This is a genomic window from Methylobacterium sp. E-041 (assembly GCF_022829665.1).
In the GTDB taxonomy this organism is placed as follows: Bacteria; Pseudomonadota; Alphaproteobacteria; order Rhizobiales; family Beijerinckiaceae; genus Methylobacterium.
On the sequence record NZ_JAKSYQ010000029.1, the window covers coordinates 41,310 to 59,082 of the forward strand.

A 17,773-nucleotide genomic window follows, 5' to 3' on the forward strand; every position below is an offset into this window, starting at 1 on the left:
CCGGTCCGAGGGCCGGCCGGCGATCGGCTTGCCGCGTCGCGCCTCCCCCGTAACCCTTTGCAAAGGCGGATGTGGCGTCTATCCGTTCGGGCAGGGCCGCCCCGCGGCCGAGTTCCGCGTCGCCAAGCACGCGGCCGAGTTCCGCGTCGCCAAGCCGGACGACCAAGTCCGAAGACCAAGTCCGAAGAAAACGCCCGGAGCGTGCCATGAATGCCGTGACCCTCGACGCCCTCGACCTCTCCGCGCTGCTGTGCTCCCGCGTCTGCCACGACGTGATCAGCCCCGTGGGCGCGATCGTGAACGGGCTCGAGGTGCTGGAGGACGACCAGGACGAGTCGATGCGCGAGTTCGCCCTCGACCTGATCCGCAAGAGCGCGCGCCACGCCTCCGCCCGCCTGCAATTCGCCCGGATCGCCTTCGGCGCGGCGGGCTCGGCCGGCGCCTCGATCGACCTCGCCGACGCGGAGAAGGTCTCGCGCGGCATGTTCTCCGACGAGAAGACCCAGCTCAGCTGGAGCGCGCCGGTGGCGCTCTACCCGAAGAACAAGGTCAAGCTGCTCCTCAACCTCGTGATGATCGCCACCGGCGCGATCCCGCGCGGCGGCCTGCTCGACGTGACGGTGACCGGCGACGGCGAGGCGCCGACCCTGGTGCTGGTCGCCAAGGGCTCGCATGCCCGCATCCCGCCCCATGTCGAGGCGCTGATCGCCGGCACGCCCGAGAACGGCGTCGTCGATGCCCACGGCATCCTGCCCTACTATGCCGGCCTCGTCGCCCGCGCCGCCGCCATGAACGTGCGCTTCTCCATCGAGGGCGACACCGTGACGATCCGCTCGGAGCCGGTCGCCGCCGCGGTCGAGCCGGTGATCGAGACCGCCCCGGAAAGCTCCGAGGACGACCGCCCCTCCGACAGCGAGCCGTCCGACACCCTGCTCGCCTGAGGAGCACCGGCTTTTCCCTCCCCCCGACGGATCTCGGGCCCGCCCGAGATCCGCACCCCATGTGCCCGAGGCGGGCGAGCCCGGCTTGGGTGCGGGGGAGGCTTGGGTGCGCCGTCCACGCGCGAGACGCACGCGGGAGATCCGCCGCGCTGCGTCACATTGAGCGCGTGCGCGACTCCCGGGAAACTTGGCCGGCGGGCGCCGGGTCTCTCCCATAGGCGCGGCCGGGCTCCGGCCGCCGATCAGGAGATCCGAACATGGCCCTCGACACGCGCGACATCTACGTCACGGCGCTGAAGAACACGCATGCCCTGGAGATGCAGGCGCTCCAGATCATGGAGCGTCAGGTCGAACGGCTGCAGAACTATCCCGAGATGGAGGCGGCGCTCCGCCGCCACATCGACGAGACCCACGGCCAGCGCACCCGCCTGGAGGAGGCGCTGCACGGCCTCTCCGAGAGCCCCTCGGCGCTCAAGGAGGGCTTTCTCGGCTTCGTCGGCAACATGATGGCGCTCGGGCACGCCCCGGCCCAGGACGAGATCCTGAAGAACGCCTACGCCAACCACGCCTTCGAGAACTTCGAGATCGCCGCCTACACCTCGCTGCTGGCGATCGGCGAGGCGGCGGGCCAGCAGGGCCATGCCGCGGCCTTCCAGCAATCGCTGAAGGAGGAGGAGGGCATGGCCGCCAAGGTGCGCGAGCTCGTGCGCCCGACGACCCTGCGCTACATCGAGCTGACCACCGCCGGCGCCAAGGCCGACCGCTAGGCCGGGCGAAGACCGGACCGCGACGCGGTCGATCGCGTCGCGGTCCGGCTCCCCGCGACGGCGGGGCGGCGGCCCGCCGGACCTCATGGGTCCCGACCCACGGGACTGGGGATGAGCGGGCCGCGTCCCTGGGGCGTTGCCCGCGACCGGCTTTGCACCCTATGTCGGACGGGTCGGCCGTGCCGGCCCGCCAGGACGAGACAGCCCGATGCGCTTCACCGGAACCGAGTCCTACGTCGCGACGCCCGACCTCACGGCGGCCGTCAACGCCGCCATCGTGCTGGAGCGGCCGCTGCTGGTGAAGGGCGAGCCCGGCACCGGCAAGACGGTGCTGGCCGAGGAGATCGCCAAGGGGCTCGGCGCCGACCTGCTCACCTGGAACGTCAAGTCGACCACCAAGGCGCAGCAGGGCCTGTACGAGTACGACGCCGTCTCGCGGCTGCGCGACTCGCAGCTCGGCGATCCCCGCGTCTCGGAGATTTCCCACTACATCCGCCGCGGCAAGCTGTGGGAGGCCTTCACGGCCGACGCGCGCCCGGTGCTGCTGATCGACGAGATCGACAAGGCCGACATCGAGTTCCCGAACGACCTGCTGACCGAGCTCGATCGCATGGAGTTCTTCGTCTACGAGACCGGCGAGACGGTGAAGGCGGCCCGCCGCCCTGTGGTGATCATCACCTCGAACAACGAGAAGGAGCTGCCGGACGCGTTCCTGCGCCGGTGCTTCTTCCACTACATCAAGTTCCCGGACGCGCAGACGCTGGGGCGAATCGTCGAGGTGCACTATCCCGGCATCAAGCACCGCCTCGTCGAGGAGGCGCTGCGGGTGTTCATCGAGACCCGCGAGGTGCCGGGCCTGAAGAAGAAGCCCTCGACCTCCGAGCTGCTCGACTGGCTCAAGCTCCTGGTCTCGGAGGACGTCGACCCCGAGACCCTGCGCGAGACCAACGCCCGCAAGCTGATCCCGCCGCTGCACGGCGCGCTGCTCAAGAACGAGCAGGACGTGAGCCTGTTCGAGAAGCTGGCCTTCATGATGCGGCGCGAGGGGCGGGGGGGCTGAGCCTTCCGCTCCTCCCCTCCACCCCCTCATCCTGAGGTGCCGCAGCGAAGCGGAGGCCTCGAAGGAGGGTTCCAGGGACCGCGCGACCTCGGGAGGGCTCCTTCGAGGCCCGCTCGCGCGGGCACCTCAGATGAGGCGATGAATTGGGGGCAGCGGAACGCCGCCTGCCACCTTGGCCAAAACGCGGCCGTCAGATCGAGAGAACCAAGAGCCGCCGCATGAAGATGAAGAAACTCGGCCGCACCGGCCTCGACGTGTCCGCCCTCTGCCTCGGCTGCATGACCTACGGCATCCCCGAGCGCGGCCCCCATCCCTGGACGCTGCCGGAGGACGAGAGCCGCCCGCTGATCCACCAGGCGCTCGACCTCGGGATCAACTTCTTCGACACGGCCAACTACTATTCCGACGGCACCAGCGAGGAGATCGTCGGCCGGGCGCTGCGCGATTACGGCGACCGCGACAGCCTCGTCGTCGCGACCAAGTGCTTCTACCCGCTGACGGACCGGCCGAATGCCGGCGGGCTGTCGCGAAAGGCAATCTTCGCGGCGATCGACGCCAGCCTGAAGCGGCTCGGCATGGACCACGTCGACCTGTTCCAGATCCACCGCTGGGACTACGAGACCCCGATCGAGGTGACGCTGGAGGCGCTGCACGACGTGGTGAAGGCCGGCAAGGCGCGGTATCTCGGCGCCTCGTCGATGTATGCGTGGCAGTTCTCGAAGGCGCTCTACACCGCCGATCTCCACGGCTGGACCCGGTTCGCGACCATGCAGAACCACGTCAACCTGCTGCATCGCGAGGAGGAGCGCGAGATGCTGCCGCTCTGCCGCGACCAGGGGATCGCCGTGCTGCCGTGGAGCCCGCTCGCCCGCGGGCGGCTGACCCGCGACGCCGACGCCACCAGCGCGCGCCAGGACAGCGACGCCGTCGGCAAGGGCCTCTACGACGCGGCGGCCGACGCCGACCGGGCGATCATCGCCAAGGTCGCCGAGATCGCCGAGGCCCGCGGCGTGCCGCGCGCGCAGGTGGCCCTGGCCTGGGTCGCGGCCAAGCCCGAGGTCGCCGCGCCGATCATCGGCGCCGCGAAGCCCGGCCACCTGACCGATGCGGTCGCGGCCCTCGACCTCGTGCTCATGGACGACGAGATCGCGGCGCTGGAGTCGCTCTACACCCCGCATCCGATCGTCGGGTTCGCCTGATGCGCCGCCTGCTGCTCCTGCGCCACGCCAAGTCGGACCGGCCGGCGGGCGTCCCCGACATCGACCGGCCCCTCGACGCCCGGGGGCGCGAGGCGGCGCCGCGGATGGGCACCTACCTCGCGAGCGAGGGCCTGCAGCCCGACCTCGCCCTGGTCTCGCCCGCAAAGCGCACGCGGGAAACCTGGGAGGCGGTGGCCGCCTCGCTCGGCGCGGTTCCCGCGCAGATCGTCGAGACGATCTACGAGGCGCCGCCGGCATCGCTGCTCGAGGCGGTCCGCGCCGCCCCCGATTCCGCCGAGACGCTGATCCTGGTCGGCCACAATCCCGGCATGGAGGCGCTGGCCGACCGGCTGGTCAACGCCGGCCCGCGCGCGGCGCGAAGCCGCCTCGCGCAGGGCTTCCCCACGGCGGCGCTGGCGGTGATCGAATTCGATGCGGAAAGCTGGAACGCGATCGACGGCGACGGCCGCCTGGAGCGGTTCGTGCGGCCGAAGGACCTCAGCCCGGACCTGACGGATTAAGTCATCGTCCCCAAGCCGGTTGCAGGCGCTCGGACGAAGCCGATGCCTGCGCCTGGCGCCTCAGAGATCGCCGAAGGCCAATTGCCCCTGGTTGCGCCGGGGCGCCGGGACGGTCTTCGCCTTGGCCGGGGTGCTCTTTCCTGCGGCGCGCTTCGCCGCGGGGGCCTTGCGCGCCGTCGGCTCGCCGCGCAGGCGGGCCAGGGCCTTGTCGCGGGCCACGGCCTCGGGGGCGTGCGGATCGCCGTCGAGCCACTTGCCGCGCTTGATCACCTCGTTGACCCGGCCCTGGTTCACGCCGACCTTGAAGGCGATCTCCTGCTGCGTCATGCCGGTGGAGGCGTGCAGGTCGAGGATGGCGTGGGCCAGCTCCGGCGTCATCTTCTGGCCGGTCAGGCGCCGGGCGGGCTTCACGGTGCGGATCGCGCGGTCGCGCTCGCGCAGGCGCTCCAGCAGGGCAAGCGCCATGTTCATGCCGTGCTCGCGCAGCGACTCCTCGAATTCCTTCAACGTCGCCATCGGCGAATGATCCTTGTGCGGGCGAGACCGCCCGGAACAGGGGGAGAACGTGCCGCCTTCGCATCGGTTGCGCAAGGCGTCGCGACTGCGGCATCCCGGGATGACAGGATGCCGGCGCCGTCATCCACCGGTAAAACCGCCGCGCTGGCCCTCGCCCCGAGCCTCGGCTAAACCCGCGGACCCGCGACGCCGGCCCCGCGACAGGACACGCGACCCGCATGATCAGCCCGATCCTCACCGTTCCCGCCTCGGGGCCCGCCTCGAACGGCTCGCTCGCCGCGGCCCTGGAAGGCGGCGCGGTGCTGATGTTCCCCGATCTCGACTTCCCGTTCAGCGACTTCGAGCGGCGCTTCACCGAGCGCCCCTTCGCCGACGGCAAGGCCAAGAACGTCAACATCCGGGGCGAGGCCGCGACCCTCCGGGGCGCCGCCGGCACGCCGGAGGAGCAGGAGGCGCTGCGCCAGCTGCTGGTGCGCTACCGGGCGTTCTCCAAGGACCTGATCGCGCGCCACCTGCCGGAATACGCGAGCGGGATCAGCCTCGCCGGCACGTCGTACCGGCCCTTCGACGTCGACCGGCGCAAGATGAGCTGGCGCCGCGACGACACCCGGCTGCACGTCGACGCCTTCCCCTCCAACCCGATCGGCGAGAAGCGCATCCTGCGGGTGTTCCGCAACATCAACCCGAGCGGCCAGCCGCGCCTGTGGCGGGTGGGCGAGGATTTCGGCTCGATGGCCGACAAGTTCCTGCCGAAGCTCCCGGGCTACTCGGCCCTCTCGGCGCGGCTGCTCGCCGCCCTGCGCATCACCAAGGCGCGGCGCTCGGAATACGACCACCTGATGCTGCACCTGCACGACGCGCTCAAGCAGGACGCCGACTACCAGGCCGGCGCGCCCCAGGCCGACGTGGAGTTCCTGCCGGGCCAGACCTGGGTCACCTTCTCCGACCTCGTGATGCACGGCGCCATGGGCGGCCGCTACATGCTGGAGCAGACCGCCTACCTGCCGGTCTCCGCCCAGGCCGACCCGGACAAGAGCCCGCAGCGGATCCTGGCGCGCAAGCTCGGCCGCCCGCTCCAGTAGGCCTCCCGCCGCAAAGGACACGACACCGATGATCCTCGAAATCGCACAGGTCGAGATCAAGCCCGGGATGGAGGCGGCGTTCGAGGCCGGCATCGCCGAGGCCGCGGAGATCTTCCGGGTCGCCGCCGGCTGCCGCAGCTTCGACGTGCGGCGCTCGGTCGAGCATCCGCAGCGCTACCGCCTGCTGATCGAGTGGGACACGCTCGAGGCCCACACCCGGGACTTCACCGGCTCGCAGCCGTGGCAGGATTACCGCGCCCTGGTCTCCCCCTGCTTCGCGAGCCCGCCGGCCGTGGAGCACACGGAACGGGTGCTGAAGGCGTTCTGAGGACGCGCGCGACGCCGACGGCCCCCTCCACCGTCATTCCGGGGCGCCGCAGGCGAGCCCGGAGTCCGGACACGCCGACGCGAAAGTCATGGGCATTGTCGGCGGCTCTGGATTCCGGGCTCTGCTTCGCAGCCCCGGAATGACGGGGTCGGAGCGGATCGAGCGCTTGCGTCGCCCGCCGCCGCCGACGATGCTCGCGCAAAGCTCGGGCGAGACAAGAAGCACATGATCCAGCGTCCCCTCCGCATCGGCACCCGCGGCAGCCCGATGGCGCTGGCCCAGACCGGCATGGTCCGCGACCGGATCGTGGCGGCCAACCCGGGCCTGGAGACCGAGCTCGTCGTCGTCACCACGGTGGCCGACAAGATCCTGGACCGGCCGCTCTCCGAGATCGGCGGCAAGGGGCTGTTCACCAAAGAGCTGGAGCAGGCGCTGTTTTCCGACGAGGTCGACGTGGCGGTCCACTCGATGAAGGACGTCGAGACCTGGCTGCCCGAGGGGCTGGTCATCGCCTGCATCCTCGCCCGCGACGACCCGCGCGACGCCTTCCTGTCGCCGCGGGCCGCCGGGCTCTCGGAATTGCCCGCGGGCGCGCGGGTCGGCACCTCGTCGCTCCGGCGCGCGGCGCAGGTGCTGATGCGGCGCCCCGACCTGCGCATCGTGCCGCTCCGCGGCAACGCCAACACCCGGATGCGCAAGCTCGAGGCCGGCGAGTGCGACGCGACGCTGCTGGCGCTCGCCGGCCTCGAGCGCCTCGGGCTGGAGGGCATGGCCCGCTCGGTGCTCTCGGTCGAGGAGATGCTGCCGGCGGTCGCGCAGGGGGCGCTCGGCATCGAGGCCCGCGCGGGCGATGCCGAGATCCACGCGCTGCTGGCGCCGCTCGCCTGCGCCCGCACCACCACGGCGATCGGCGCCGAGCGCGCGCTCCTGGCCGAGCTCGACGGCTCCTGCCGCACGCCGATCGCGGCGCTGGCGCGGATCGAGGGCGACACGCTCAGCCTCGACGGCCTGCTCTTCCTCCCCGACGGCAGCCGCCACTGGGCCGCCTCGCGCTCGGGCCCGGTCGCCGACGCCGAGCGGATCGGGCGCGACTGCGGCGCGGCGATCAAGGCGGCGGCGGGCGAGGTCTACACGAAGCACCTGCAGTAGGGGCTATCCGCGACGCGCGCTCCCCTCCCCCCTCTGCGGGGGAGGGAAGGGACGGGTCGCGTCGTCCCCTCACGCCACGCTGCGCTCGATCTGCTCCTCGTCGCAGATCACGCCCGCCGTGCCCTCGTATTCGGCGGCGAAGTCGTGGGCGGCCTGCACCGGGGCCGGTGCGGTGCGGTCGGCGGCGAAGGTGGCGAGGAACGAGCGCATCACGTGGCGCACGCCGGCGTCGTTGATGGTGCGCAGGTCGTCGTTGTAGTAGCGGCCGGCATTCACGTTGCTGGTGACGATGTCGTAGGCCGGGAAGTACACCGCCCGCGGGTCGCCGGAGGCGCAGGCCTCGCCGGCCGCCACCCGCAGCACCGACTTCGAGTAGCTGTTCGACTCCATCACGTGCCGGTCCATGTAGGTGGCGATCATCGGCACCGGCGAGACCGTGAGGATGATGCGGGCGGTCGGGTTCACGCTCCAGAGCCGCTCGAGGAAGCCCTGCAGGTCGGCGAGCACCTCGGCCGCGCCGGCGTTGACGCATTCGTAGAGCGCCGGATCGTAGCTGCCGCCGGCGACGCCGGGCGCGAGCGGCAGGGCGGCGCCGTCGGCGCGCCAGCGCCAGCCCTCGGTCAGGCCCAGCGTCAGCACGAACACGTCGAGGGTCTCGAACAGGCGGCGCACCTCGGCCAGATGCGCGTCGCGCGCGGCGACCACCGCGGCCTCGTCCGCGAAGCCGGCGGGCTCGACGGTGGGGCGGAACGGGTCGACGTAGCGGCCGTCCTCGCGCAGCCACGCCTTCAGCTCGGGCTCGAACCGGCCGTAGGCCCGGTCGAACAGCTGCACGAACTGGCGCGTGTAATAGAGGTTGCCGTACCGGGCCGAGAAGGTTCCGAACTGGCGCGCGTCGGCCTCCGCCGGCGCGGTGCCCTCGGGTGCGGCTTCCGTCACGTAGTAGTTGAAGCCTTCCGCCCGAAGCGCCTCGGCGACGCGCTGGGCGAAGCACGATCCGCCGGTGGCGACCTTGTCGGCCTGGCCGATCGCGAAGGACGCGCGCGGCCGCGGATCGACGGCGAAGGGGGCGACGTTGGTCACGACCTTGCGCCAGAAACGCTCGGCCGGTAGACCGCTATAGGGGTTGGACGTCATCTTGTAGACCCTTCCTCCGACCTCCGGCGCAACCGCCTCGGCGACGCGCCCCGAGCTTCTTCGCCCCACCCGATGCACCCGGCGCGTAACGTGGCCCTGTCCGATCTGCCTAGGCGCGCCCGCGGCGCGTTCTCGTTGTCGCCGCCATCCTGGGCGACACCGTGGCGCGCCAAGCCCGCTGCCGATGCGGGCCGGCGCGGCCCGCGCATCGCGGTGCTCGGCAACTGCCAGGCGCGCGGCGTGGCCCAGGCGATGCGGCTGCTGGCGCCCAACAGCCCGGTGCGCTTCCTGCCGATGGGGACGCTCGGGCGCGACCACGGCGACATCGACGGGCTGGTGTCGACGCTCGCCGCCTCCGACCACGTGTTCTCGCAGCTGTTCCCGGCCGGGCTGCTCCCCGGCGGCGACATCGCGGTCCTGCGCCGGCGCGACCCGCGCACCAAGCTGTTTCCGACGATCGTGTTCTCGGCCTTCCATCCGGACATGGTCTATGCCGGCCGGGTCGAGGACCTCGCGGCGCTGAAGCTCGCGCGCTCGCCGCTCGGGCAGTACCATTCGGCGATCGCCCTGTGCGCCCACCGCCTCGGCCTCACCGCGACCCAGGCCGGGCGGCTGTTCCGCGAGGACGTGTTCCGGCGGCTCGGCTATCTCGACCAGTGGGAGCCGGCGGTCCGCGAGCTGATCGGCGGCGGGGCCACGGTCGCCTTCGGGCTCGAGCGCGAGATGAGCCGCTGGAGCCGGCGCGGCGCCTTCATGCACGTGATCAACCACCCGAAGGTCTTCGTCGTCGCCGACATCGCCCGGCGCCTGCTGGTCGAGAGCGGCTTCGCGCCGGAGCCGGTGGAGATCGAGGACTACCTCGGCGACGAGCTCGCCCGCGACGTGGTCTGGCCGGTCTATCCGCCGATCGCCGAGATCTACGGGCTCACCGGCTCGTACCTGTTCAAGACCAAGCCCCGCGGCGACGCCTTCCCGGTCCTGTACGACCTGCCCGGCTTCCTGGCGGCGAGCTTCGCCCTGTACGACGCCGCGGAGCCGAGCGACCTCGCCTGCGCGCGGGTCGAGGCCTGGATCGGCGCGCCGGAGATCGTCGCGATGTTCCGCGCCGCGGCCGCGTGAGCCGGGGCGGGTCGCGTGACGCCCCGGCGCGACCGGGCGACGATCACATCGCGGCGCGGAGCGGCTCGTCGGTGACGCCCTGCGCCATCATCCGCACCACCTGCTCGATGTCGCGGATCTGGAACGGCTTGCGCAGGTAAAGGCCGCCGCGGACGGCGCGCGGCGGCAGGCCGGGGGCGGTCGAGGTGTAGACCACCGGCCGGTCGGGATGCATCGCGCGGAAGGCCTCGGCCACGCTCCAGCCGTCGATCAGGCCGGGCAGGCGGATGTCGGTGAACAGCCAGTCGATCGTGCGGCCGCGCTCGCGCAGGATCGTCAGCGCGGCCTCGCCGCTCGACGCCTCGATGACGCGGATGCCCTGCGTCTCGCACAGCGACGCGACGATCTCGAGGAGCAGGTAGCTGTCCTCGACAATGAGCACGCTCTGGGCGGGATGCATCGGGGTGGATCCGGTCGGCAGGTTTCGCCTCAGTGGAGGCCGCGAGCGTTAACGCTTCCCTAACGCGCGCCGCCCCCGGCCCCGCATGCCCGCGCGGGCTCGCCCGCGACGCGCCGTTGTTGCGCCGCCGCAACGCTCCGGTCGAATCGACGCTTGCGCGAGGCCGGGCCGCGCGGCCGCCGCAATGCGGGTGCCTGACGGGGCCCGCGACGTCGGTCCTCGCGCCGCGAGTCCTGCGTGCGCCACGACACATCGGCGGCGGGCCGGCTCCGTTGGAAACCCGGCGTCAAGCTTGATGGAACCTTCGCTTAACCCGACAGGCCTAAAGCCCAATCTCGTTTGATCGCGCGGACATCAACGCGCCGACCTGCCGCGACCCGGGACCGGGCCGGCGCACACCGTCCGCTCGTGGAGTGACAGACATGCCCCGATCCGCGCGCTTCCGCGCCGCCACCTTCCGCGCCGCCTCCCTGAGCTTCGCCCTCTGCGCCGGCCTCGCCGTCTCGGCCTGCAGCAGCGACAAGGACCTCGCCGACGCCTCCGCCTTCGGCGGCGGCGCCTCCACCCCCGGCAGCGCGCAGGACTTCGTCGTCAACGTCGGCGACCGGGTGTTCTTCGAATCCGACTCGACCGACCTGACGCCCACCGCGACCGGCACCCTCGACAAGCAGGCGGCCTGGCTGCAGCGCTACCCGCGCTACAGCTTCCTCATCGAGGGCCATGCCGACGAGCGCGGCACCCGCGAGTACAACTTCTCGCTGGGTGCCCGCCGCGCCCAGGCGGTGAACGACTACCTCGCCTCGCGCGGCATCGCCGCCGGGCGGATGCGCACCGTCTCCTACGGCAAGGAACGCCCGGTCGCGGTCTGCAACGACATCTCGTGCTGGTCGCAGAACCGCCGCGCCGTGACGGTGCTCGACCGCGGCGCCGGAAGCTGACCGCAGGCGCGACCTTCGTCGCCCGACGACCCCGCCATCCTGCCTCCACCACAACGCGGCCTCCTCGGGCGGGCGTATCGGGGCAGGGGCGAGCGGGGGACGGCACCCGCCGCGACGCGTCCGGCCGACGCGTCCGGCGCGGCTCGCCCTCTCGCCACGTGTCGGCAGAGGTTGCCGAGGATGGCGGCCCAGCCGCTGCGCTGCTGCGCGATGGGGACATCGGTCTCGGGATCGAACGCGACCGTCACGCCGGTCCGGTCGCCCAACGCGGTGAACTCGACCGCCGCATGACGGTCGCCGAAGGCGTATTCGATCCGTTCGTTCGGGACGATCCTGGTGTCGGTGCCCGCGACATCGAAGCCCAGGCTGCCGTCCTTCGCCGCCATGCGCGCCGTGAACGTGCCGCCTTCCCGAAGGTCGACGGTCGCCGTCGGACAATGCCAGTCGTCGGACGCGAAATTCCACTGCGTGATCCGATCCGGCATCGTGTAGGCGTCCCGGACGACGCCGACCGGCGCGGGCGCCGTCGCTTCCACGATGATCCGTTCCTGCGGCATGGGGGCTTCGCATCCGGCCGTTCGGGACTTCGCGGCGGGCATCTCACACCAGGCCGGTCGTGGCGGCAACTTCCGGGGCGCCGCCGCATGCGGCCGGCCCCCTAGGCCCGCCCTCGCCGTGCGGCTCGAGGGGCCCCGAGCCGGCATCGCCTTAACTTTGCCGTGCTGGAGCGCATCTGCTACCGGCCTCGCGCCGACCTTGCGCGCTCCCTGTCACGACCGGTGCCACCATGCTCCGCCGCCTGCTTCTCGCCTCCTGCGCCGTCCTCAGCCTCGCCGCCCCGGCCGCGGCGCAGGACGCCTCCGAATTCGTCGTGCGCCTCAACCGGATCGAGAACCAGTCCCGGATGATGGCCGGGCAGATCGAGACGCTGCAATACGAGAACCGGCAGCTCAAGGAGCAGCTTCGGAAGTTCCAGGAGGACGTCGAGTTCCGCCTCAACGAGAAGGGCGGCGGCAAGGCCGCGCCCGCGCCGAGCCGCGAGCCGGCCGGCGCCGTCAACGGCGGCAATCCGGGCGCCGCCCGCCCGCAGAAGCGCGGCGACGCCTTCGACCCCGAGCAGAGCCCCGGCCGCCCCGGTGCGCCGATGCAGCTCGGCGCGACCCAGCCCTCCGCCCCGGCCGCGGCGCCTGCGCCGGCCGCCGCCGCGCCGATGGCCCAGACCCGGCGCCTGCCGGAGCCGGCGATCGACGACGGCGAGGACGCGGAGGCGCGCGGCGCCCCCGGCTACGACGAGCCCGTCGACCTGTCGCCGCCCGCCCGCGTCGGCACCACCGGCGCGCTTCCGAGCCCGGCCCGCGCCCCGGCCAGCGTCGCCGCCACCGGCAGCGGGGACGCGACGAGCGACTACGAGGCCGCCGTCGGCCACATCCGCGAGAAGCGCTACGAGCAGGCCGAGATGGCCTTCCGCCAGTTCATCCAGTCGCACCCGCGCGACGGCCACGTCCCGGCCGCGACCTACTGGCTCGGCGAGAGCTACCTGCAGCGCAACCGCAACCGCGAGGCGGCCGAGCAGTTCCTGAAGGTCTCGACCGACTACGCCCGCTCGCCCCAGGCGCCGGAGGCGATGCTGAAGCTCGGCGTCTCGCTCAACGCGCTGGGCGCGCGCGAGCAGGCCTGCGCGACCCTGGCCGAGCTCGACCGCAAGTTCCCCGCCGCCGGCTCGAACGTGCGCCAGAGCGTGGCGCGCGAGCAGAAGCGCGCGCGCTGCACCGCGTGAGCGACCCGCGCGACGATCCCGGTGACCGGATCCGTCGCGCCCTCGCACCTTGGCTCGCCGGGGACGCGCCCGTGGTGCTCGCCGTCTCCGGGGGCCCCGATTCCACCGCCCTGATGCACGCCGCCGCCGCGTGCCGGGCCGGCGCGCTCTTCGTCGCGACGGTGGACCACGGCCTGCGCCCCGAATCCGCCGACGAGGCCCGCGCCGTCGCCCGCGCCGCCGCGGCGCTCGGCCTGCCCCACGCGACCCTGCCCTGGGAGGGCGTCCGTCCCAGAGCCGCGATCCAGGCGGAGGCGCGGGCCGCCCGCTACCGCCTGCTCGCCACGCATGCGCGCACGGTCGGCGCACGCCTCGTGCTCACCGGCCACACCCGCGACGACCAGGCCGAGACGGTGCTGATGCGCCTGATCGCCGGCAGCGGCCCGGCGGGCCTCGCCGGCATGCGGCGGGAGCGCCCGCTCGAGCCCGGGCTGGCGCTGGCGCGGCCCTTCCTCGATATCGCCAAGGCCGACCTCGTGGCCTGGTGCGAGGCGCAGGGCGTCGGCTTCGCGCGCGACCCCTCGAACGCCGACGAGCGCTACGGCCGGGTGCGCCTGCGCCGATTGCTGGAACGCGAAGGCCTCAGCGTCGATCGCCTCGTCCGCCTGGCCGAGCGCGCGGCCCGCGACGAGGGGGCCTTGGGAGAGGCGGCGGCGGCGGCCTTCGCGAGCGTGCATTCAGATCTCGTGTCAACGAACGCGCACGGGTCCCCTCTCCCAGGGGGAGAGGGAGCCGCGCCTCTCCCTCCCCCCGCAGTGGGGGGAGGGGGTGCTGCGGCGATCGTCCCGCTCCGTCTCGACGGCCAAATCCTCGCCGCGCTCCCCGACGCGGTCGCGCTGCGCGTCCTCGACCTCGCCCTCGACCGGGCCGGCGGCACGCTGCCGCGGCGGCTGGAGCGGCTGGAGCGGCTGGTCCTCGTCGACCTGCTGCCGGCGCTGAGATCGGGGCGCGCGGTGCGGCGCACCCTGCGCGGGCTCGCCGTCGCCGCCGACCCGGCCGGCCGCGTGACGATCCGGCCCGCTCCGCCCAGGCGAGGGGACGGCCTTGCCGCAGGGGCGCCCGACTTACTTGGCAAGGGGGAGGGCTCTGCCTACATTGGCTTGGCGTGCGCGGACGAACCCGCAGCGGCGGGCAGCCGGCCCACACGCCCCAGGGATTGATCGATGAACCCGAATTTTCGCAATTTTGCTCTGTGGGTCGTCATCTTCCTCCTCGTCCTGGCCCTGGTGACCCTGTTCCAGAATCCGGGTCACCGCGGCGGCGGGAGCGAGATCGCCTACAGCCAGCTTCTCAACGACGCCGATGCCGGCAAGATCCAGTCCGTCGTGATCTCGGGCCAGGACGTGTCCGGCTCCTACGTCGGCGGCGGCAGCTTCACCTCCTACGCGCCGAACGATCCGGGCCTAGTCTCGAAGCTTTCGGGCAAGGGCGTGCAGATCACCGCGCGCCCGCCGTCGGACAACACCCCGTGGTTCATCCAGCTGCTGGTGAGCTGGCTGCCGATCCTCGTCTTCATCGGCGCCTGGGTGTTCCTGTCCCGGCAGATGCAGTCGGGTGCCGGCCGCGCCATGGGTTTTGGGAAGTCGAAGGCCAAGCTCCTCAATGAAGCGCACGGGCGCGTCAGCTTCGACGACGTCGCCGGCGTGGAAGAGGCGAAGGAGGATCTGCAGGAGATCGTCGAGTTCCTGCGCGACCCCCAGAAGTTCCAGCGGCTCGGCGGGCGCATCCCGCGCGGCGTGCTCCTGGTCGGCCCCCCCGGCACCGGCAAGACCCTGATCGCCCGCGCGGTGGCGGGCGAGGCCAACGTGCCGTTCTTCACCATCTCCGGCTCGGACTTCGTCGAGATGTTCGTCGGCGTCGGCGCCAGCCGCGTGCGCGACATGTTCGAGCAGGCCAAGAAGAACGCCCCCTGCATCATCTTCATCGACGAGATCGACGCGGTCGGCCGCCATCGCGGCGCCGGCCTCGGCGGCGGCAACGACGAGCGCGAGCAGACCCTCAACCAGCTGCTCGTCGAGATGGACGGCTTCGAGGCCAACGAGGGCGTGATCATCATCGCGGCGACCAACCGTCCCGACGTGCTCGACCCTGCGCTGCTGCGTCCCGGCCGGTTCGACCGCCAGATCATGGTGCCGAACCCGGACGTGACCGGCCGCGAGCGCATCCTGCGCGTCCACGTCCGCAAGGTGCCGCTGGCGCCGGACGTCGACCTCAAGGTCATCGCCCGCGGCACCCCCGGCTTCTCGGGCGCCGACCTGATGAACCTCGTCAACGAGTCGGCGCTGCTGGCCGCGCGCCGCGGCAAGCGCATCGTCACGATGCACGAGTTCGAGGACGCCAAGGACAAAGTGATGATGGGCGCCGAGCGGCGCACCCTCGTCATGACCGAGGACGAGAAGCGGCTCACCGCCTACCACGAGGGCGGCCACGCCATCGTCGCCTTCAACGTCCCGGCCACCGATCCCGTCCACAAGGCGACGATCATCCCGCGCGGCCGGGCTTTGGGCATGGTCATGCAGTTGCCCGAGCGCGACAAGCTGTCGATGTCGTTCGAGCAGATGACCTCGCGGCTGGCGATCATGATGGGCGGCCGCATCGCCGAGGAGATGACCTTCGGCCCGGACAAGGTGACGTCGGGCGCCCAGTCCGACATCGAGCAGGCGACGCGGCTCGCCAAGATGATGGTCACGCGCTGGGGCTTCTCGCCTGAGCTCGGCACCGTCGCCTACGGCGACAACAACGACGAGGTCTTCCTCGGCATGTCGATGGGCCGCCAGCAGACGGTGTCCGAGTCGACCGCCCAGAAGATCGACGCGGAGGTCCGCCGCCTGGTCGAGACCGGCCTTGAGGAGGCCCGCCGCATCCTCGCCGACAGGAAGGACGACCTCGAGGCGCTGGCGCAGGGGCTGCTCGAGTACGAGACGCTGTCCGGCGACGAGATCAAGAACCTGCTGAAGGGCCGTCCCCCGGTCCGCGACGGCGGCGACGTGCCGCCGACGCCGGCCCGCGGCTCCTCGGTCCCGTCGGCCGGCCGCGGCCGCCCGAAGGAGAGCGACGGCGGCCTCGAGCCGCAGCCGCAGGGCTGAGAGCCTCACCACCGACGAACGGGAAGGGCGCTACGACGGCGCCCTTTTTCGTATGTCCAGCATCCGAGACGGACAGGCATGGGAGACGCAGCGCGGGTCTTCCCTCCCCCTCTGCGGGGGAGAGAAGAGGCGGCGTCGATTCACCGTAACGGGACGCGATCCGCGCGTGCCGTGCGATCGATGATAGGTTGCCCGCAACGTCGCGTGCCCGATGGGACGGAGAGTTTCGTGAGAAAGTATTTCGGCACCGACGGCATTCGCGGCCGGGCCAACGGGGTGATCACGCCGGAGCTGGCGCTGAAGGTCGGCCAAGCGGCGGGCCTGGTGTTCCAGCGCGGCGACCATCGCCACCGCGTCGTCATCGGCAAGGACACCCGCCTGTCGGGCTACATGATCGAGACCGCGCTCATCGCCGGCTTCACCTCGGTCGGCATGGACGTGCTGCAGCTCGGGCCGATGCCGACGCCGGCGGTGGCGATGCTCACCCGCTCGATGCGCGCCGACATCGGCGTGATGATCTCCGCCTCGCACAACCCGTTCGAGGACAACGGCATCAAGCTGTTCGGGCCGGACGGGTTCAAGCTGAACGACGCGATCGAGCGCGAGATCGAGGCGCTGATCGACGGCGAGCTGCACACCCGGCTCGCCGGCTCCATGTCGCTCGGCCGGGCCAAGCGCATCGAGAGCGTGCATGCCCGCTACATCGAGTTCGCCAAGCGCTCGCTGCCGCGCAACGTGACGCTGGACGGCCTGCGCATCGTGGTCGACTGCGCCAACGGCGCCGCCTACCGCGTCGCCCCCGAGACCCTGTGGGAGCTCGGCGCCGAGGTCATCGCCATCGGCGTCGAGCCGGACGGCTTCAACATCAACCGCGACGTCGGCTCGACCGCGCCCGCCGCCCTGGTCGGCAAGGTCCGCGAGCTGCGCGCCGACATCGGCATCGCGCTCGACGGCGACGCCGACCGGGTGCTGATCGTCGACGAGAAGGGGCAGGTCGTCGACGGCGACCAGCTCATGGCCGTCGTCGCCCGCTCGTGGAAGGAGGACGACCTCCTGACCCAGCCGGGGATCGTGGCCACGATCATGTCCAACCTCGGGCTGGAGCGCTACCTCGGCGGGATCGGCCTCTCGCTCGCCCGCACGGCGGTGGGCGACCGCTACGTGCTCGAGCACATGCGCGAGCACGGCTACAACCTCGGCGGCGAGCAGTCCGGCCACATCATCATGTCGGACTACGCCACCACCGGCGACGGGCTGGTGGCCGCGCTGCAGGTCCTGAGCGTGGTCCAGCGCAGCGCGCGGCCGGTGAGCGAGGTCTGCCACTGCTTCGACCCGCTGCCGCAGATCCTGAAGAACGTGCGCTATCGCTCCGGCGAGCCGCTGCGCGCCGACAGCGTCGTCACCGCGATCGAGCACGCCCGCGAGCGCCTGGGCAACGCCGGCCGCCTCGTCATCCGCCCGTCCGGCACCGAGCCGGTCATCCGCGTCATGGCCGAGGGCGACGACCGCGGCCTCGTCAACGACGTCGTCGACGCGGTCGTCGACGCGGTGACCCGCGCCGCGGCGTGAGCGTTTCGGCCTGAGCGATCCCGTCTTCCCTCCCCCCCCGCGGGGGGGGGGGGGAAGATGGGCTGCGGCGACGACACGCTTCTTGAGCCGATCTGAGAATGAACGT

General features: G+C 72.0%; 18 protein-coding genes. 14 read left to right on the top strand and 4 right to left on the bottom strand.

Translation table 11 applies throughout. The features are described 5' to 3' along the window. Positions 1 to 206: 206 nt before the first annotated feature. From chpT to MKK70_RS01715, 5 genes are all read left to right on the top strand, one after another. On the top strand, positions 207 to 941 hold the full coding sequence (gene chpT / locus MKK70_RS01695) for a histidine phosphotransferase ChpT (RefSeq protein WP_147728838.1): 735 nt from the start codon (positions 207 to 209) through the stop codon (positions 939 to 941). A 257-nt stretch (positions 942 to 1,198) separates the two neighbouring features. Beyond that, entirely contained in the window at positions 1,199 to 1,708 is a 510-nt protein-coding gene (locus MKK70_RS01700) for a ferritin-like domain-containing protein (RefSeq protein ID WP_147860068.1), read from the top strand. 208 nt (positions 1,709 to 1,916) lie between these two features. After that, the gene (locus MKK70_RS01705) at positions 1,917 to 2,768 is read left to right on the top strand and encodes an AAA family ATPase (protein ID WP_243945543.1); all 852 of its coding nucleotides are present in this window, start codon (positions 1,917 to 1,919) and stop codon (positions 2,766 to 2,768) included. 218 nt (positions 2,769 to 2,986) lie between these two features. Next, positions 2,987 to 3,967: an aldo/keto reductase gene (locus MKK70_RS01710; RefSeq protein ID WP_243945545.1), complete on the top strand. Its 981-nt coding sequence runs from the start codon at positions 2,987 to 2,989 to the stop codon at positions 3,965 to 3,967. Continuing rightward, positions 3,967 to 4,488, top strand: a complete 522-nt coding sequence (locus MKK70_RS01715; RefSeq protein ID WP_243945547.1) for a SixA phosphatase family protein — start codon at positions 3,967 to 3,969, stop codon at positions 4,486 to 4,488. The genes MKK70_RS01710 and MKK70_RS01715 overlap by 1 nt, the downstream gene beginning before the upstream one ends. Before the next feature lie 60 nt (positions 4,489 to 4,548). Here the strand turns inward: MKK70_RS01715 and MKK70_RS01720 are convergent, their stop codons facing one another. Further along, positions 4,549 to 5,004 (bottom strand): RNA polymerase subunit sigma-70, encoded by a 456-nt coding sequence (locus MKK70_RS01720; protein ID WP_243933690.1) that lies wholly within the window; start codon positions 5,002 to 5,004, stop codon positions 4,549 to 4,551. Between the two features lie 218 nt (positions 5,005 to 5,222). Between MKK70_RS01720 and MKK70_RS01725 the strand changes: the two genes are divergently transcribed. The 3 genes from MKK70_RS01725 to hemC all read left to right on the top strand — a co-directional run bounded on the left by MKK70_RS01725 (position 5,223) and on the right by hemC (position 7,563). Beyond that, positions 5,223 to 6,086 (top strand): Kdo hydroxylase family protein, encoded by an 864-nt coding sequence (locus MKK70_RS01725; RefSeq protein ID WP_147729053.1) that lies wholly within the window; start codon positions 5,223 to 5,225, stop codon positions 6,084 to 6,086. A 28-nt stretch (positions 6,087 to 6,114) separates the two neighbouring features. Beyond that, positions 6,115 to 6,414 (top strand): antibiotic biosynthesis monooxygenase family protein, encoded by a 300-nt coding sequence (locus MKK70_RS01730; RefSeq protein ID WP_147729054.1) that lies wholly within the window; start codon positions 6,115 to 6,117, stop codon positions 6,412 to 6,414. A 225-nt stretch (positions 6,415 to 6,639) separates the two neighbouring features. Next, a complete protein-coding gene (gene hemC, locus MKK70_RS01735; protein ID WP_147729055.1) occupies positions 6,640 to 7,563 on the top strand; it encodes a hydroxymethylbilane synthase in 924 nt (307 codons plus the stop codon). Between the two features lie 69 nt (positions 7,564 to 7,632). On the opposite strand, the gene MKK70_RS01740 is transcribed toward hemC, so the two are convergent. Further along, complete coding sequence (locus MKK70_RS01740) at positions 7,633 to 8,700, bottom strand: GSCFA domain-containing protein (RefSeq protein ID WP_243945549.1); 1,068 nt, start codon at positions 8,698 to 8,700, stop codon at positions 7,633 to 7,635. Between the two features lie 90 nt (positions 8,701 to 8,790). Between MKK70_RS01740 and MKK70_RS01745 the strand changes: the two genes are divergently transcribed. Then, positions 8,791 to 9,819, top strand: a complete 1,029-nt coding sequence (locus MKK70_RS01745) for a WcbI family polysaccharide biosynthesis putative acetyltransferase (RefSeq protein WP_243945551.1) — start codon at positions 8,791 to 8,793, stop codon at positions 9,817 to 9,819. Between the two features lie 43 nt (positions 9,820 to 9,862). Here the strand turns inward: MKK70_RS01745 and MKK70_RS01750 are convergent, their stop codons facing one another. Beyond that, positions 9,863 to 10,258 carry a response regulator gene (locus tag MKK70_RS01750; protein WP_147729566.1) on the bottom strand — a complete coding sequence of 132 codons (396 nt, stop codon included), beginning with the start codon at positions 10,256 to 10,258 and terminating at the stop codon, positions 9,863 to 9,865. Positions 10,259 to 10,680: 422 nt separating this feature from the next. On the opposite strand from MKK70_RS01750, the gene pal reads away from it, so the two are divergent. Beyond that, complete coding sequence (gene pal, locus MKK70_RS01755; RefSeq protein ID WP_147729567.1) at positions 10,681 to 11,196, top strand: peptidoglycan-associated lipoprotein Pal; 516 nt, start codon at positions 10,681 to 10,683, stop codon at positions 11,194 to 11,196. Here the strand turns inward: pal and MKK70_RS30785 are convergent. Next, positions 11,097 to 11,795 carry an SRPBCC domain-containing protein gene (locus tag MKK70_RS30785; protein WP_313899067.1) on the bottom strand — a complete coding sequence of 233 codons (699 nt, stop codon included), beginning with the start codon at positions 11,793 to 11,795 and terminating at the stop codon, positions 11,097 to 11,099. The two genes, pal and MKK70_RS30785, sit on opposite strands and share 100 nt — an antisense overlap. Before the next feature lie 188 nt (positions 11,796 to 11,983). On the opposite strand from MKK70_RS30785, the gene ybgF reads away from it, so the two are divergent. The 4 genes from ybgF to glmM all read left to right on the top strand — a co-directional run bounded on the left by ybgF (position 11,984) and on the right by glmM (position 17,667). Next, positions 11,984 to 12,973 carry a tol-pal system protein YbgF gene (gene ybgF / locus MKK70_RS01765; protein ID WP_243945553.1) on the top strand — a complete coding sequence of 330 codons (990 nt, stop codon included), beginning with the start codon at positions 11,984 to 11,986 and terminating at the stop codon, positions 12,971 to 12,973. Then, positions 12,970 to 14,172 (top strand): tRNA lysidine(34) synthetase TilS, encoded by a 1,203-nt coding sequence (tilS, locus tag MKK70_RS01770; protein WP_243945555.1) that lies wholly within the window; start codon positions 12,970 to 12,972, stop codon positions 14,170 to 14,172. Before ybgF ends, tilS begins: the two co-directional genes overlap by 4 nt. Before the next feature lie 3 nt (positions 14,173 to 14,175). Continuing rightward, the gene (gene ftsH, locus MKK70_RS01775) at positions 14,176 to 16,098 is read left to right on the top strand and encodes an ATP-dependent zinc metalloprotease FtsH (protein WP_147728678.1); all 1,923 of its coding nucleotides are present in this window, start codon (positions 14,176 to 14,178) and stop codon (positions 16,096 to 16,098) included. Between the two features lie 228 nt (positions 16,099 to 16,326). Further along, positions 16,327 to 17,667 (top strand): phosphoglucosamine mutase, encoded by a 1,341-nt coding sequence (gene glmM, locus MKK70_RS01780; protein ID WP_147728677.1) that lies wholly within the window; start codon positions 16,327 to 16,329, stop codon positions 17,665 to 17,667. The last annotated feature ends 106 nt before the right edge of the window (positions 17,668 to 17,773 follow it).